Source organism: Cobetia sp. L2A1, from assembly GCF_009796845.1.
Classification (GTDB): domain Bacteria; phylum Pseudomonadota; class Gammaproteobacteria; order Pseudomonadales; family Halomonadaceae; genus Cobetia.
Genome location: NZ_CP047025.1, coordinates 1902712 through 1917924, shown reverse-complemented (window position 1 = coordinate 1917924; position 15213 = coordinate 1902712). Strand labels below are relative to the sequence as shown.

Below are 15213 nucleotides of genomic sequence, written 5' to 3'. Positions count from 1 at the left end.
AGCCGGCGACGCCTCTGGCCTTTGAATCGCTCGATGCCATCAGGCGGGTCGTTGTTATTGGAAAGTTCACCACATGCCGTGTCGATGGTGTTACCAACCGGTAAAACCTGACCAATGAAACAAGTGGATCTCTAGTCAATCTTTGCAACGAATGTGCCATTCATGGCTTTGACAAGACTCTATGAAACACAAACCGCGGCATCACGCGGCGGAGACTGGACGCAATACCCCAGCGTGACACTGACTATCGCGGCATCACGCTGAGGATGATCCGGTGAAAACACGATTTGGTGCAGAAGATAATGTCGTTGCATCATAACAATGCACTGTTTGACACCCCATCACCTCGGTGCTCTCCTTTTCACGGAAAGCTAACCAGAGTTAAGAGTCAGGTGCTTAGTTAGTGAGAAACCAGTGGCGTTTTCACCAGCATCAGCCATTCACCATCTGAACGTGAAACAGACGGCTGCCCGGATGCTTGCCCGTGATGAGCTGTAGGCCTTCCTTGAGCTCTATCTGGCTACCCACAGGAAGATCTTCGCCCGTCTGGGCGTTGCGTAACGCCGGCATTGCTTCATTGACCAGGAACCAGCGCCCTTGATGCTGGACGAAGTAGCCGACGCGCGAGCGCTGATTTGCCGCCAACCGCTCATTAGGCGTGATGGTGCGATCGACATGCCACGGAAACAGGCTCTGGTTGGAGTACACCATCAAGCGATGATTGTCTGGCCGGAAACTGTCACCGCGCTTTGAATACAGATTGAGAATCGGTAACTCACCCTTGTAGGGCGTCCCGCAGAATGGGCACCGTGGCGCGGTGGTATTGGCGAACACATACCAGCCTTGAGCACAGTCGCTGTTCTGACACGGCTGAATGAGATCGACGGTCTTGATCAGCGCCGCTTCCCATTCGTCGGCGCTCGGCCGCTTGCGCGGCGCCTGCAAGCCCTCCATGAAGGCGCTGTCAAACAGCTCCTTCAGATAGGGGCCGGTGATCGTATAGGGCAGCGCTTCAGGATCTTTCCACGGCAATTCAGTGGGCTTGGCTTCAGAGGGATTGAGGCGATTGCTGCTATCGACAGGATGCTCGATGAAGAGCGCTTCGCGCCCCATGGTCAGTCGCTCATCCTCGCCCGGATCTTCGGCATGCACCTTCCTGCCTCGCAGCGGATGGCGCAGCAGCAATAGCGTATAGATCATCACCGCCAGCGCATGTCGGTCCGTCGTGATACTGGGGAGCGCACGATTCGGATCCGTCTTCTCAAGGTGACTGGAGGCCACCACTTCCGGCGCAATGAAGTCCGGGGTGCCGACGACCTCTGGTGGAAAGCGCTCTGGCACCACCAGCCCATCCACGTCGATGATGCATACCTGCCCGGTGGTCGGTGAGAGCAATACATTCTTGTAGCTCAAATCACTGTGTGCCAGACCCGCGGCATGCAGCCTGCGGACGGCCCGCGACAATCGCAGACATAGCTGGAGATAGGACAGCCAGTTACCGCGTTCACGTTCATCCAGAAACTTGAACTGATTGTTTGGCGCGGCGAACCATTTGCCTTCCTTGTCCTTGCCACGAATCTTGAGCATGTCATTGTTGAACGACCCATGCTCGAAGAAGAAATGATCTTGATAGAACGGCGCGACCACACCGACTCGGCCTTCATGCTCGACCGTCGCCGTGGGCCAGCAAAACATCTGGTGCCAATAATCGCCACTGGCTTCACCGAAGATACGCTCGCGGTACGGCCCGGTAATCATCTGCAGACGCTGGCGTGAGGCGTCATCCAGATCAGCACGATAGAAAGCCACCACGTAGGTCTTGTCCGGTGAGGCGTAGACGTCCTTCATACCGCCTTGAGCGATGATCTTGTCGCGAAACTGGACCTGCTCTCCATTGGACGCCGTCAGAGTGATGATGGTGTCACTCATGATTGGCCTCCTCTACTCGCGCCTCCGAGGGCGTATCAGACGCTGTCTGCGGTCGTAGCAATACCGCCAACGTGCGATCGTCATGATGGCCTGGCGTGAAGAAATCGAGATAGCGCACCAGTGGATCATGCGACGGTCCAATGGCAGGGTCAGCCACCACCTTATCGCTCTGTAGATCATCAGGTTGCTCGCCCTCCAATGCTGGTGCGAGGTCATCGAACACGCGCCACCAGCTTTCACCCTCGTGCAGATCATTGTCTGACGCAAACAGCGGGTCGGTAATACCGTCGGTGGCCAACACCAGTGCCTTGAGTGATGTGAAGCGTTGGATGCGGATACGCGGATAGAAATCCTGCTCGGCATTGCTGAACACGGCACCATCCAGGAAACGTGTCTGACCGGCATGCGCGCCCGCATCGACATGATTCATCAGCGTGGCGGCGCGACCAGTTTCGAGTACCGCGATGCCACCATCACCAATGCCGAAGGTAATCACCAGATCCCCTTGGGCTGAGGGTTTGTGCAGCGCCAGCAACAAGGTTGTCGAAAACGCTTTGACAGGCTGATTGGCAGCCTGAGCTTCCTCACAGATCGCCTTGAAGCCGTGGTGAAGCGAGGTAAACACACTGTGGTAGAGCGCATCGATCCACTCTTTGGGGGGAGTATTGCGAGCGGATTGCTTATCTAGATAGTCGAGGACGACGGCTTCGAAGTTGCCATCATCGGCTTCCAGATAGGCCATCAGCCCATCAACCGTGTGAGTCGACGCCAGTAGACTTCCTTGTCGGGAAAAAGCGCAGGAACCCGCGCCATCAGCCACCGCCAGGATATTCCAACCATTACGGGTCGTTCGGATCACACCATGATCATCACGTTGACCACCACGATGCGCGTGCGAGCGCCCCCGCTGTGACGCCATGTACATCCGCCAGCCTGATGACGTCGACAGGCGTGCGACGTCGCAATCTGCCTTGGCATACGGGGCTGTCGTATCCGATGGCAAGGTCTTCCAGAGATCGCGCGGGTTGGCAATGATCGCCAGTCGCAGTGTCCAGCTTGCCAGATTCACACCCGGCGCATTCTGCCCTGCTACCTTCAGCTCGGCATTGCCGGCTGCCGCCAACTCACCGATCAACTGACACCCTTCGAGACGTAACCCTGTACCGCCATCGTCGATCAGCATCAGGCCAGTCACCTCCGCGGGAGCCGCCGATAGCAGCTCGCCAAGGTCATGCTGGTAAGGCTGGCCTGACTTGCCATTGGGGATATTGCGGGTCACTTCACTCACGAAAGACTCCTTTGGAGCTGCCGAATGGGAGGGGACTTCACCAGGCGACAATACGGTGCCCTGCTCTTCTACTGACACGGACTCGGTGCACTCGCTTGGCACTTCAGGCGACTTGATGGTTGGCTCGAGAGTGCTTGATTCGAGAGTGCTTGGCTCGGCAGGTGCAGCATTCAGGTGAGTCGTTTCAAGCGAATCGGTAATGACAGGTGCTGTCATCTCAATGTCCGGTAGCAAGACCGCCTCATGTGTCACTCCCTCAGGCCGAGGCACGGGTGTCAGCATTTCCATCTCCGCATCCGCGAGTGGCAGTGCATCCGGGCATGTCAGTTCGGCGAGCGGCACGGCATCGTCAACGTCGAGCTCTGCCATCGCGGGGCGCTCAATCGGGGTCTCCACGATATCGTCGGGACGTGTCGACTCGACCACGTGAGTGCGAAAACGCTCAGTGAAGTCATCGACCAGTGCGACTGCATCGGTGTCGGCCATCAACTTTTCCACAACGTCGGATCGGTAGTAACCCCGCTGTCCCGTCATCAGCAGCATGAAGATCTGCGCGTAATAGTCGTGAGAATGTTTCATCCAAGACCTCGGCCTACATCAAAGGCATCATTGCTACCTGTTCCGAAATTCACGCTCGCATCACACCACGGGCACGTCTGCTCACCCGGGCCATTGCAGCACATGAGATGATTACAGCCGCCCAGCGCAAAGGTGGTCGCCGCGCCACAATGCGGACATGGCGCAACGCCTTCCAGCTGATCTGTACTGACAGGCGTCGCAGGGGCCGTTCGCTGCGCTGTCCAGTCAAAGTAATCCTCCTCCAGCCCATAGCAGCCTTCCAGACCGTAGACTCCTGTCGGGGAAGTACCACTAAAATGTCCCAGCGCATTGGGCATGGCGAGCGCTTGATACTTGAGTAGATACGGCTTGCGGTGACGGGCACAGCGGCCGGTCAGCACTACCACCTGATCATCTTCTGGCGTCATCTCATCACCAGGCTTGACCAATGTGATGCCAGCATCGCCGGCCTTGGCCAGCGAGATGCCTGGCGCCGCTCGGCCAGTATCCAATGCCTGACTCTGTGCGGCCACTGAGGCAGTGACCCATTGGGCGAAACGAGCCAGCTCCTCACCGCCCTCCTCAGCCAGTGTCAGTACATCGTCCGTGAGCTGTTTGAGTACGCGCGTATCCGCTCCCTTGCCCAGGGTGACGGCAATCAGATGCGCGCGGCTGGCGAAGTCTTCACGCCAACGACGAATGGCATCATCAGTACGATCGGTCGGCCGACCGTCGGTCAGCAGGTAAACAATGGGCTCCCAGTCTCCCCGCTGGTCCGCCGTGGTCTTCTTTACGTCAACCTCGATGCGCACCATCAACTCGTCGAGGGCTTCGCCCAGGGCAGTCCCACCGCCTAGCGGCAAACGCGGAGGATAGAACGACATCAATTCCACCAACGGGACGATCGTTCCGGCGCGGCCCGCAAAAGCAATCACCGAGATATGGACGGTTTCCAGTGCATTGGGGTCCTGACGCAACTGATCGACGATGCTTTCCATCGCCTTTTGCAGTCGGATCAGTGGCTCCCCTGCCATCGATTCGGAAACATCCAGTACAAAGAAAATCGGTAGGCGTCTCATGTCAACTCCTTACAGAACGACCTGCACTTCAGCGGGCGGCGGCGGCAGTGTGATGTCTTCCGGCGCATTACCTGCCTGCTGGCCACTCGCAGTGGCAGCGATAGAAGCAGACACCCACTGGAAGTAGGTCGCAAAGCTCGAGCTGTCCATGGTTTCCAGGCTTACTGTCTGGGAGGCGAACTTCTGGAGATGTTCTGTCTTGGCCTTGGGGCCCGCGGCACAGGCGATGATCTCGGAGAACTTCATGCCCTTGATACGCTTCACGGCACCCTCGAACTCCATCAGATCCGAGGGGGAACCATCGGTCATCACGAACAACATCGGACGAAAGTCTCCCTTCTGATCTGCCGTCGAGGTCATGACGTCGCGCTCAACGCAATCACAGACGTGATTCAGCGCCTCCCCCATGTGGGTAGCACCAGAGCGCGGCAGCTCGATATCATCGACCTGCGCTGTTTCCAGCGGCTGCAGCGGCACGAGATCGGTAATCTTGTGATCGAAGGTAATGATCGACAGATGCACCGTTTCCAGTGCGTAGGGGTCCTGACGCAGTGCCGTCAGCATGGCTGAGAGGCCTACGTTCACAGACTGGATCGGCTCGCCGCGCATGGAACCGGAAGAGTCGATCAGCAAATAGATGGGGAGACGACGTTGCATGGTGCCCTCGCTCAGTCTTTGGACAAGTTGATGACCTGGATTTCCTTCGGCGGCGGTGGCAGTTCACCACCGGCGTCGCCTCCGCCGCCCTCGATATTCTGACTGGTCATGGACACGCTGGCCGACACCCAGGCGAAGAAGGCGCGAATGGACTCGGCGCTATTACTATCCAGCTGCACCACGTCGGTGGCAAAGCTTTTGAGGCCTTCAACGTCTGCCTCCTTACCGGCGGCACAGCCAATCAACTTGGCCAGGCTGACGCCCTTGATCGCCGTGATGCCCTTGGCGATATCATCCGTCGAGGCGCCATCAGTGAAGACGAATACCAGCGGACGCCAGTCGCCCTTGGTGTCAGCCGTCGTCTGCTTGACCTCAGCCTTGATACGCTCGGCGGTCAGCGTAAGGGCTGCACCCAGCCCCGTCATGCCATCCGGCGTGATAGTCGGTGTCTGGAACGTCATCAGATCCGTCAGCGGAATGGTCTGGGTCGGTTTCGAACTGAACTCAATCACTGATAGGTAGACGGTCTCCAGCGCATGAGGATCCTGGCGCAACATATCGACCAGGCCCTGCAGGCCTTGATTGACTGCATTGATAGGCTCACCAGTCATGGAATAGGACTTGTCGAGCACGAGATAGACAGGAAGACGACGCATGATGACCTCTTTAAGTACAGAGACGACCACCGAAAGGGTCGTCTGAACAGGAAGGGGACCGTATGACAGGACAGGATTTCAGTGAGGAAAACACCACGGTCATTCACTCTAGAGAATGCCCGTGGGTCGGTGCAAAACTGGCCATGGTACCCATCGAGAGAATAGCGGAAATTACTTGCTCCCTCGGCCCCAGCTGAAGCCGAATCCATAGTGGGTATCTGCTTGCTTGTGGCCCGCGAAATAATTCACTTCCTTCGACACCTTCAGCGCGCCGCCATCATTCTCGAGCATGGCCACCACGCAGAACTTCTTGCCGCTATCCGTGGCATCCAGACGAACTTCAACCTCCGGCTGGTCGGGAGCCTTGAACAGAATTCTACCGTTCGCCTGCCCCCAGTTGGCAGCTCCTTCATAGATGAAGGCAAATATCATGACCCGCTTGATGTCCGACCAATGATGGCCATTGAGATAGAGATTTTCGCCATTGCTGGCCGCGCCTGACCGGTCATCGCCATCCAGGAAGATATACGGAGCCTGCTCCAGGGAGCCAAACTGCTTGCCCAACGCCTGGATGACACCGGCTTTTCCGTCACGCAATTCATACATGCAGCCAAGATCAAGGTCGATCTTGCCATCTCCGCCGCCGCCCATCAGCCCACTCAGGAAGCCGCCACTCTTGGCCTTGCCCGTGCCCTGCTCCCAATTCAGATTGACGTGAATCTTGCCAAAGGAATTGGACTTCTTCTCGAGTGAAATGGTCTGACCTTTCTTCTCGAGTGTAATCTTGCTCAGATTGATCGGCGCTGGAGTCGACGCAGGCGCTGGCTCAGGCTTGGCGACAGGTGTCGGGGCGGGCTTGGCGGCTGGGGCGGGCTGAGCTGTTGGGGCAGGCTTATCGCCAACGGCGACGCCGAAGTGCTCCGCCAGAGGAGCCATGCCTCCCACAAACCCTTGGTCGACCGCCTTTGCTTTCCATTCACCATTACGTCGATAGAGGTCCATCAGGATCAATGACTTCTCGGCCCGTCCGGTGCCCTTTCCTGAGAAGTTGATTTCCTGCCCTTCACCACCCAGCGTGAAACCGTAGCCACTAGAGAGTGCCGATAGCCCCTGCTCAACCGTAAACACGAAGGCTACGCGCTCAACATGTTCAGGCAAGCGGCTGAGATCTACGTCAAAACGCCCACCGGATACCTGGTTTACCGCACCACTGGGGTGCTTTGGCTGGTTGTAGAAGACAAAATCCGCATCTCCCTGCACTCGCCCCGTGCTACCCAACAACAAGGCACTGGCATCCAGGGTGACGTGTTCTGCTTCTGGCACCTGTAAATCAAGTGTGTATCGAGTTCCCGTGAGACGCGTATTCTGACCTGCGACGAGTAATGTTCCCATATGAACACTCCATGAAAAATTCGTTAATGATAGATTTATAACAACTTATGGACATTATCTTTAGTAAGTATCGACTTACCATACAGGCTTATAAAATCCACGTGTACCGGAAAATATCGTCAAAAACCAGTATACGCTTCTCAGCTTGTTCGGTCGGATTTTCCAAATTGGTTAATGTTACATTCATTATTAAAAAGAGTTCATCTGCCATACAGGTCAACGTTTGCACGATAACAGATCAACTGACTCCCTCCGAAGCAGCCTTTCTTATTGCCTCCTCTGTTTTTTAAGGTACGCTGTAGCTGTCACCGTGAGTCACACGCTAACCGCAAGGAAATATCATGCTCAACTCAATCGTGTCGAAAGCAAGAGAATCTTTTAACTCCCTCAAGACTGAAGCGAAAAAATACAAATCCGAGAGCTTCCTGAATGCCGCCATGGCAGCCAGTGCCATGATCGCCGTCGCAGATGGAGAAATTTCTCGTGATGAAAAACAGAAGACCATCGCGTTTGTCCGCAATCATGAGGCGCTCAGCGTATTCGATCCCTCCGAGGTCGCGCGCAAGTTCAAGAACTATCTGGACTCCCTTGATCCTCAGAATCCAGATACAGATGCCGATCTGGCTGAGATCACCGCGCTGAATGACATCGGCAAGGTCAAGAAGAACGATGACCAGGCGCGCATGGTGGTACGTCTTGCGATTGCCATTGGCGGAGCGGATGGTGACTTCGACGCAGCAGAAAAAGCCAAAGCGACGGTCATTGCCCGTGAACTGGGTCTCGACCCGACAGACTTCGGTCTATAAAGGAGCGAGACTTGATGGAATTTGGATACCCGATGGAAGCAGTCATCGTGCTGGCGGTGGTGGTCATTGCTTCCGTATGGCTTGACCTGTTTGCGCATAGAAATGCCGAAGAAGTGACATTCAAGGATGCGCTGGGATGGTCAGTCTTCTGGGTAGTGTTGGCGATGGCGTTTTACGGCTATCTGCACCTTCGCTACTCGGAAGAATCCGCCAGTCTGTTTCTGTCGGGATATGTCCTTGAGAAGGCGCTGTCAATTGACAACATGATGGTGTTCGTCGCCATCTTCGCCAGCTTCAATATCAAAGGCATTCTGCAGCACCGCATTCTTTATTACGGCATTGCAGGGGCGCTTATCTTCCGCGCCATCTTCGTGGCGGCAGGCACGGCGCTATTCGGTATGTCGCAGTGGGTCGAACTGCTGTTTGCGGCCATCGTGCTGTGGACGGGCATCAAGATGTTTGGTGGTAGCGGTGATGACGAGACCTCGGAAGACTATTCCGGGCATTGGTCAGTCCGTCTGACGCAGAAATTCATGCCGGTCTTCCCGCACATGGTCGGCAAGCAGTTCGTGGTGAGTGGCAAGGACGCAAGGGCGATTGCCGAGCGTGAGGGCCTTACCCTCCCCCAGCGTGCCCGCTTCTATGCCACGCCGGTACTGCTATGCCTGATCTGTATCGAGATCTCGGACATCATCTTCAGCTTCGATAGCGTACCGGCCATCGTGGCGATCACTCAGGAGCCCTTCCTGATCTACGCCTCCGTGATCTTTGCCATTCTGGGGCTGCGTAATCTGTACTTCATGCTGGCGGCCGCGGCCAAGCTTCTGGTGCATCTTGAAAAGGCGGTTGCACTGGTACTGGTCTTCATTGCGGTCAAGCTTGCGACGTCGGCGCTTGATATCTACCACATCGACCACCAAATCAGTCTGTTCGTGGTGCTTGGACTTATCATTGGCGGGGTCCTGGCGAGTCTGGTTTTCCCGGGCAAGGCAGAACCGCACACCGATAAACAGTCCTGATCGACCCGGTATCCCCGCGAGGGGGTACTGGCAAGCATCTCACAAGGGTGTTTGCCAGTGCCTCACCACCGGCACTGACCCCAATCACAGGAGTTTATTCATGATCGACCTTAGCAAAGGCAGTCGTATCAATCTCGCCAAGGAAGCACAGGGCGCGACCAAATTCACTCTGGGTATGGGCTGGGATGCACGCATTACCGATGGCGCCGATTTCGACCTCGATGCCTCCGCACTCATGCTGGATGACGCTGGCAAGCCGGTGGGCGCCGAGAAATCATTGGTCTTCTACGGAAATCTGGCCTCCCCGTGTGGCGGCGTTTCCTCTACCGGCGACAACCTGACCGGCGAAGGTGACGGCGATGATGAAAGCATCATCGTGGATACCACCAAGATTGACGCCTCTGTTGCCAAGATCGTGGTCGTGGTCACCATTCACGAAGCAGATGCTCGCGGTCAGAACTTCGGCATGGTCGATAACGCCTACATCCGCATTCTTCAGGACGGCAAGGAAGAAGCGGTCGCTCGCTACGACCTGACCGAAGACTACTCTGCCGAAACAGCAGTGATCTTTGGTGAGCTGTACAAGAAAGACGGCGACTGGCGTTTCGTCGCCAAGGGCGACGGCTTTGCCGGCGGCCTGGCCGCCTTCTTGAAAGGCTATGGCCTACAGTAAAACCGGCCGCAAGGCTACAGGCAGGCCCGGCGATCGGGCCTGTCCACATTTGATTCATTCTGAACATTCACCAGTGATAGGACGTTCACCACGATGGCTATTTCTCTTTCCAAAGGCGGCAACATCTCCCTGAGCAAGGAATCGCCGGGGATTCGCAAGATTCATATCGGGCTGGGGTGGGACAACCGCGTTACGACCGGCGCTGAATTCGATCTGGACGCCAGTGTTTTCCTGCTCAACAGCGAAGGCAAGTGTCGCCAGGACAAGGACTTCATCTTCTACGGCAACCTGAAGTCTGTCGATGGTTCGGTTGAGCATACCGGTGACAACCTCACCGGTGAGGGTGATGGCGACGACGAAGTCATCATCGTCGATCTGGAGAAGGTACCAGCCGATGTCGAGAAACTGGCCGTCACCGTCACCATTCACGAAGCCGAATCTCGTGGCCAGAACTTCGGCGGCATTGAAAATGCCTTCGCACGCATCGTCAACCTCGAGTCCAGCCAGGAAGTCGTTCGTTACGACCTGTCTGAAGATTACTCCGTGGAAAATTCCATGATCTTCTGTGAAGTTTACCGTAACAACGGTGAATGGAAGTTCAAGGCCATTGGGCAAGGCTTCTCCAATGGCCTCGCCGGTTTGGCAAGCAAGTATGGTTTGAGCGCGAGTTAAGCCTCAGCTGTACTGATGGCGGGGGCCACGGCCCCCGTCCCTATTTCGGAGTCTCAATGTCTACACGTTCAAAACTGCGTGCCGATTTCATCGGTGCAGTAGAAGGCGCTTTCTGGCTTCTCGTTACCTGGAGCAGCTTTTGGCTTGGATTCCAGCAGCAACCATTGTGGTGCCTGATCCCCATCACTCTCGGGTCCATCGCTGTTGCCGCGACCTTCCTTCATCGTCCCTGGGCCCTCGCGCTTAGTCGATACCGCGTGCGCCTCAGTCGCGTAGAGATGCTCTGGCATGTCCTCGTCATTCCTTCCTTGCTGGCGATGCCCCTCTGGATGATTCTGGAAAGACTGTTTGGCGCGATAACGCCTGAATATCAACTCAGCCTCGTCGCCGTACTCAGCCTCTCTGGCTGGTGCGTCTACGTGCTGACTCAGTTGGTCAAGCGATCTTTCCAGAGTCTCCGCCTCAACAGGAAGCCTGCCGCATGACAGCTCAGACCCTCACACAGCACATTGCCGCCGGTCGATTGGACCTGACACTGACCGAGAGTGCTGAACGGCTCGATGAGCTACTCACCTTTGCCTCGCGTCTCAATCCACGCCGCGGCTATCTGTTCGTCTCTCGCGTACTCGGCAAGCATGTTCCCGTGGACCCCATGACGATGGACCGGATACACGCCGAATTGGCCGAGAAGATTGAACTGGTCGGAGAACGTGCCTACGTGGTCGGCATGGCTGAAACAGCCGTCGGACTGGGCGCGGGCGTGGCTCGACATATTGGTCATCTTCACTGTGACTGTATCTACCAGCACACCACCCGTTTTCTTGTCCCGGAGCCCTGGATACGCATTCGCGAAGCACACTCGCACGCAGATACCATGCATATGGCACATCTGAGTCAGGAGGCGGCTGTCGTCGTCGCCGGTGCCTCTGATCTTGTGTTGGTCGACGATGAAATCTCCACCGGCCTGACGCTGGCTCAGCTGGCCAGTGCGCTTGTCGACCAGGCAGTGCTGACCAACGTCACTCGCCTGCACATCGTCTCGCTGGTCAGCTGGCTGACCGATGAAGCACGTGCACGACTGCTTGAAGCGCTGCCGGCACATCTGGACGTGCGCTTCGTTCAGTTGATGGCGGGGACATTCACCTTCACGCCGGACGCTGATCATGACGCGGTGCTACCAGAGGATGTCGATACCGACTTCTGTGATGTGCTGATGCAGGAAGATCGAGCAGCACACCCGCTGCCGCTTGAGCAGGATGGTCTGTTCGGCAAGCGGATGGGGCACGCCCCTGATCCGATGCCCGAGGCGCTACGGTCACGTCTGGAGCAAGTAGGTGACCCCGCTACCACAGGGCCTCTCGTGATCTATGGCATGGGGGAGTTTCTGGATGCGCCCTTCCGCGTGGCGCTCGCGCTGTCAAAGGCGGGCCATGACGTACGCTTCCAGAGCTCGACCCGCTCCCCGATTGCCCTCGGTGATGGCATCGCCAGCCACCTGGAGATACCGGCACTCGGCCAGCCCAAGAAGCGCCACTTTCTCTATAACGCTGATGTATGCCGACACCCGATGGCCTTTGACGGCGTCGAGACTCCTCGTTACTCGATCGCGTTGCAGGAGGCTCATGTCGCTCATGGGCGTCAGGCACATGCTACTCCTGCAACGGAGGAGACGGTCTGATGGCGGGTCGGCTCATTCTACTGACAGACCTCGATGACACGCTGTTCGCCAGTGAGCGTTCGCTGCCTTCCGGTACCACGCGGACTCACATGGCCGCTGTCGATGGCGATGGCAAGCCGTTGTCCTGGCAAACGCCGCAGCAGCAGCGCCTATGGGAAGTCTTCAGCAGCCAGGCCGATATCATCGTGCCAGTCACGGGCCGCACCAGTTATGCCCTGGAGCGCGTCACTCTCGACTTTGTCAGCGGTTACGCCGTGGTCAGCCATGGGGCGCTTCTTCTGCACAAGGGACAGTTGCTGCCAGCATGGCAACAGCATCTCGCGCCTCAGCAAGCCGCTGCCGCGACCAGCATTGCTGGCGCACGACAGGCATTGAGCGAGATTCTCGCACGACAGTTCCCCGAAGTGACACTGTCATTGCGCGAGCTGAGTGACCTTGAAGTGCCCGTCTATCTATCGATCAAGGCGCCAGAGTCTCTTCCGCCAGGGCTTCATCAAGCCCTGCTTGATGTGGCCGTCGCTCACGACCTGACGCTGCACATGAATCGTCGCAATGCAGCAATGCGCCCGGCGTATACCTGCAAGGCTGCGACCTGTGACTATCTGCTGGAACAGGTGCTCAACCGTCAGCCCGAGGACACCGTGATCGCACTGGGTGACAGTCTCTCCGACCTGAAATTCATGGCCGGCAGTGACATGAGCGTCATCCCGACACGCAGCCAGATCTGGAATCAGCTCGAGGAGCATGCCCAATGACGACGATGGCCACAATGTCGCAAGTGCCACCGAAGGCACCGCTGCATGGCTCCTATCAGCCTGACGATTGTCACTTCCTGTTGACCCCGATCGAGGGCCAGTTCCTCAGTATTGAGGAGAAGGAGCGTCGCATTCAGTCAGGTGAGGCGCATTACAGTGAGATGATCCACCGTGAACCCGCACCGAGCGCTGAATATCTGAAGCTCTTCGATACACTGTGCACCCGTTATGCCCCGCGACTGGCCAGTGAGATCCACCAGTTGGCGCGCCAACTGCTATTGGAATACGGCCGCAGTGAATCACCGCTGGTGCTGGTGAGTCTAGTACGCGCCGGCACGCCGGTGGGTGCCCTGCTACGCCGGGCGCTAGTAGATCATGAGGGCCAGGCAGCGGCACATTACAGCGTCTCGATCATTCGGGACCGAGGCATCGATCATGCCGCGCTGGACTATCTTCTCGATGAAGTCGGCGTTTCAGCGAATCGCATCGTGTTCGTGGATGCATGGACCGCCAAGGGCGTCATCACCGGTGAGCTTAAGCGTGACCTCAATCATTACAACGCTAAGCGTCACAGTCGTCAGCAATCCGAAGTCCCCGTGCGCCTGGCTGTCGTCTCCGATATCGGAGGCACCGCCGATTATGCTGCCACTTACGAAGACTATGCCATTCCGTCGGGCATTCTGAACGCTACTGTCTCGGGATTGGTCTCTCGTTCCGTCTTGAACGACCAGGTACCCATGGGTGCCTTTCATGGTTGCGTCATCTATGACGAGTTGGCTGAGCACGATCAATCGCAAGCCTTCATCGAACGTATTGCAGCTCATTTAGGCAACGACATCGACATCTCTGATGACGTCACTCGCGATAGCGACCGCTTGCGCCAACAGGCATTGATGCGCGATATGCTGAGTCAGATTCGCCAGGACTATGCGATTGAAGACATCAATCACATCAAGCCGGGTATCGCCGAGGCAACCCGCGTCATGCTGCGCCGCGTCCCCGCACTGTTGATGGTGCGCGACCGTGAGCATCCCGACGTTGAACACCTGTTGCTGTTGGCCGAAGAGAAAGAGGTTCCGGTGATCGTAGACGCCGACATGCCGTTTCATGCCTGCGCACTGATCAAGGCGCTGGAGCGTGATGGACGACGCGACGAGGCCACCCAATGAATGAACTCTATGGGCATCTGGGCGCCTCGCTGTACGTGCCAGCCACGCATAAATCACTGGACAGCATCCTGAGTGAAGGCTGCCACACGGCACGATCACTGATCATCTGTACCGAAGATGCCGTCATCGACAGTGAAGTGACGTGGGCCGTTCGGCGACTGATCAAGGCACTCAAGACAGCACCGCTGGACGTGCCCTTCCTGCGCTTCGTGCGCCCGCGCTCTCCCCTTGTGCTGCAACAGTTAATTGCATCGCCCGAGGCAATGGCACGCATCGATGGCGTGGTCGTACCGAAATTCGATGCTGAGACGGCACCGGGGTGGCAGGTCGTGCTTGAAATGGCACCAACGCTTGCCGTCATGCCAACGCTTGAGACGCTCGCTCTGTTTCGAGACTCCACCACAGATGCGCTGCTGGAGGCCATTCAAGCACTGTCCAATCCCGTGATTGCCTTGCGTATCGGGGCAAATGATCTGCTGGGGGCTATCGGTCTCAAACGTCAATCCGGGCAGACCATCTATGACACGCCCTTGCGCGGCACGCTGGAACGGATCATCACTACCTTCAGGCCTGCAGGCTACGAACTGGCAGCACCGGTGTGCGACTTGATCGATGAAACAGACACACTATCTCGCGAAATTGCACAAGACATCGCGTGGGGCTTTTACGCCAAGACCTGCATTCATCCGAGTCAGATTGATGTCGTGGAAGCGCATTTCACCCATGCGCTATCACGTCAAAAGGCGCAGGCAGACGCTCTGCTTCACTCCGATACCGCCGTATTCCGGCACGACGGGCAGATGATGGAACAAACCTGTCATGCCACCTGGGCACGTCGCATCTCAAGCTTGAACATCAACGCGACCTCGTGAATCAAGGAGA

General features: G+C 57.0%; 15 protein-coding genes. 9 read left to right on the top strand and 6 right to left on the bottom strand.

Features of this window, described 5'->3' with window-relative positions; genetic code table 11:
• Window positions 1–432: 432 nt before the first annotated feature.
• From GQR90_RS08365 to GQR90_RS08340, 6 genes are all read right to left on the bottom strand, one after another.
• Window positions 433–1929 carry a helix-hairpin-helix domain-containing protein gene (locus GQR90_RS08365; RefSeq protein ID WP_158773702.1) on the bottom strand — a complete coding sequence of 499 codons (1497 nt, stop codon included), beginning with the start codon at window positions 1927–1929 and terminating at the stop codon, window positions 433–435.
• Window positions 1922–3796, bottom strand: a complete 1875-nt coding sequence (locus GQR90_RS08360; protein ID WP_158773701.1) for a PP2C family serine/threonine-protein phosphatase — start codon at window positions 3794–3796, stop codon at window positions 1922–1924. The genes GQR90_RS08365 and GQR90_RS08360 overlap by 8 nt, the downstream gene beginning before the upstream one ends.
• Window positions 3793–4854 carry a TerY-C metal binding domain-containing protein gene (locus tag GQR90_RS08355; protein ID WP_158773700.1) on the bottom strand — a complete coding sequence of 354 codons (1062 nt, stop codon included), beginning with the start codon at window positions 4852–4854 and terminating at the stop codon, window positions 3793–3795. Before GQR90_RS08355 ends, GQR90_RS08360 begins: the two co-directional genes overlap by 4 nt.
• Window positions 4855–4863: 9 nt before the next feature.
• Complete coding sequence (locus GQR90_RS08350; RefSeq protein ID WP_158773699.1) at window positions 4864–5511, bottom strand: vWA domain-containing protein; 648 nt, start codon at window positions 5509–5511, stop codon at window positions 4864–4866.
• A gap of 11 nt (window positions 5512–5522) precedes the next feature.
• Window positions 5523–6167 (bottom strand): vWA domain-containing protein, encoded by a 645-nt coding sequence (locus GQR90_RS08345; protein WP_158773698.1) that lies wholly within the window; start codon window positions 6165–6167, stop codon window positions 5523–5525.
• Window positions 6168–6338: 171 nt separating this feature from the next.
• On the bottom strand, window positions 6339–7559 hold the full coding sequence (locus GQR90_RS08340; protein ID WP_158773697.1) for a TerD family protein: 1221 nt from the start codon (window positions 7557–7559) through the stop codon (window positions 6339–6341).
• 341 nt (window positions 7560–7900) lie between these two features.
• On the opposite strand from GQR90_RS08340, the gene GQR90_RS08335 reads away from it, so the two are divergent.
• The 9 genes from GQR90_RS08335 to GQR90_RS08295 all read left to right on the top strand — a co-directional run bounded on the left by GQR90_RS08335 (window position 7901) and on the right by GQR90_RS08295 (window position 15203).
• Window positions 7901–8365, top strand: coding sequence for a tellurite resistance TerB family protein (locus GQR90_RS08335; protein WP_158773696.1), 465 nt, complete (start codon window positions 7901–7903; stop codon window positions 8363–8365).
• A gap of 14 nt (window positions 8366–8379) precedes the next feature.
• Window positions 8380–9384: a TerC/Alx family metal homeostasis membrane protein gene (locus GQR90_RS08330; RefSeq protein ID WP_233266522.1), complete on the top strand. Its 1005-nt coding sequence runs from the start codon at window positions 8380–8382 to the stop codon at window positions 9382–9384.
• Between the two features lie 100 nt (window positions 9385–9484).
• Window positions 9485–10057, top strand: coding sequence for a TerD family protein (locus tag GQR90_RS08325; RefSeq protein ID WP_158773694.1), 573 nt, complete (start codon window positions 9485–9487; stop codon window positions 10055–10057).
• Between the two features lie 93 nt (window positions 10058–10150).
• Complete coding sequence (locus tag GQR90_RS08320; RefSeq protein ID WP_158773693.1) at window positions 10151–10729, top strand: TerD family protein; 579 nt, start codon at window positions 10151–10153, stop codon at window positions 10727–10729.
• 56 nt (window positions 10730–10785) lie between these two features.
• Window positions 10786–11214 (top strand): hypothetical protein, encoded by a 429-nt coding sequence (locus tag GQR90_RS08315; protein ID WP_158773692.1) that lies wholly within the window; start codon window positions 10786–10788, stop codon window positions 11212–11214.
• Window positions 11211–12407 carry a phosphoribosyltransferase domain-containing protein gene (locus GQR90_RS08310; protein WP_158773691.1) on the top strand — a complete coding sequence of 399 codons (1197 nt, stop codon included), beginning with the start codon at window positions 11211–11213 and terminating at the stop codon, window positions 12405–12407. Before GQR90_RS08315 ends, GQR90_RS08310 begins: the two co-directional genes overlap by 4 nt.
• Complete coding sequence (locus tag GQR90_RS08305; protein WP_158773690.1) at window positions 12407–13162, top strand: hypothetical protein; 756 nt, start codon at window positions 12407–12409, stop codon at window positions 13160–13162. The genes GQR90_RS08310 and GQR90_RS08305 overlap by 1 nt, the downstream gene beginning before the upstream one ends.
• On the top strand, window positions 13159–14331 hold the full coding sequence (locus GQR90_RS08300; RefSeq protein WP_233266491.1) for a cysteine protease StiP family protein: 1173 nt from the start codon (window positions 13159–13161) through the stop codon (window positions 14329–14331). The genes GQR90_RS08305 and GQR90_RS08300 overlap by 4 nt, the downstream gene beginning before the upstream one ends.
• The gene (locus GQR90_RS08295) at window positions 14328–15203 is read left to right on the top strand and encodes an aldolase/citrate lyase family protein (protein ID WP_158773689.1); all 876 of its coding nucleotides are present in this window, start codon (window positions 14328–14330) and stop codon (window positions 15201–15203) included. The genes GQR90_RS08300 and GQR90_RS08295 overlap by 4 nt, the downstream gene beginning before the upstream one ends.
• The last annotated feature ends 10 nt before the right edge of the window (window positions 15204–15213 follow it).

Bases quoted from the DNA above. Each gene is read 5' to 3' on its own strand.
- GQR90_RS08355 (WP_158773700.1), bottom strand. From the start codon at position 4,854: ATGAGACGCCTACCGATTTTCTTTGTACTGGATGTTTCCGAATCGATG.
- GQR90_RS08320 (WP_158773693.1), top strand. From the start codon at position 10,151: ATGGCTATTTCTCTTTCCAAAGGCGGCAACATCTCCCTGAGCAAGGAA.
- GQR90_RS08310 (WP_158773691.1), top strand. From the start codon at position 11,211: ATGACAGCTCAGACCCTCACACAGCACATTGCCGCCGGTCGATTGGAC.
- GQR90_RS08305 (WP_158773690.1), top strand. From the start codon at position 12,407: ATGGCGGGTCGGCTCATTCTACTGACAGACCTCGATGACACGCTGTTC.
- GQR90_RS08350 (WP_158773699.1), bottom strand. From the start codon at position 5,511: ATGCAACGTCGTCTCCCCATCTATTTGCTGATCGACTCTTCCGGTTCC.
- GQR90_RS08325 (WP_158773694.1), top strand. From the start codon at position 9,485: ATGATCGACCTTAGCAAAGGCAGTCGTATCAATCTCGCCAAGGAAGCA.
- GQR90_RS08335 (WP_158773696.1), top strand. From the start codon at position 7,901: ATGCTCAACTCAATCGTGTCGAAAGCAAGAGAATCTTTTAACTCCCTC.
- GQR90_RS08315 (WP_158773692.1), top strand. From the start codon at position 10,786: ATGTCTACACGTTCAAAACTGCGTGCCGATTTCATCGGTGCAGTAGAA.
- GQR90_RS08300 (WP_233266491.1), top strand. From the start codon at position 13,159: ATGACGACGATGGCCACAATGTCGCAAGTGCCACCGAAGGCACCGCTG.
- GQR90_RS08340 (WP_158773697.1), bottom strand. From the start codon at position 7,559: ATGGGAACATTACTCGTCGCAGGTCAGAATACGCGTCTCACGGGAACT.
- GQR90_RS08365 (WP_158773702.1), bottom strand. From the start codon at position 1,929: ATGAGTGACACCATCATCACTCTGACGGCGTCCAATGGAGAGCAGGTC.
- GQR90_RS08295 (WP_158773689.1), top strand. From the start codon at position 14,328: ATGAATGAACTCTATGGGCATCTGGGCGCCTCGCTGTACGTGCCAGCC.
- GQR90_RS08360 (WP_158773701.1), bottom strand. From the start codon at position 3,796: ATGAAACATTCTCACGACTATTACGCGCAGATCTTCATGCTGCTGATG.
- GQR90_RS08345 (WP_158773698.1), bottom strand. From the start codon at position 6,167: ATGCGTCGTCTTCCTGTCTATCTCGTGCTCGACAAGTCCTATTCCATG.
- GQR90_RS08330 (WP_233266522.1), top strand. From the start codon at position 8,380: ATGGAATTTGGATACCCGATGGAAGCAGTCATCGTGCTGGCGGTGGTG.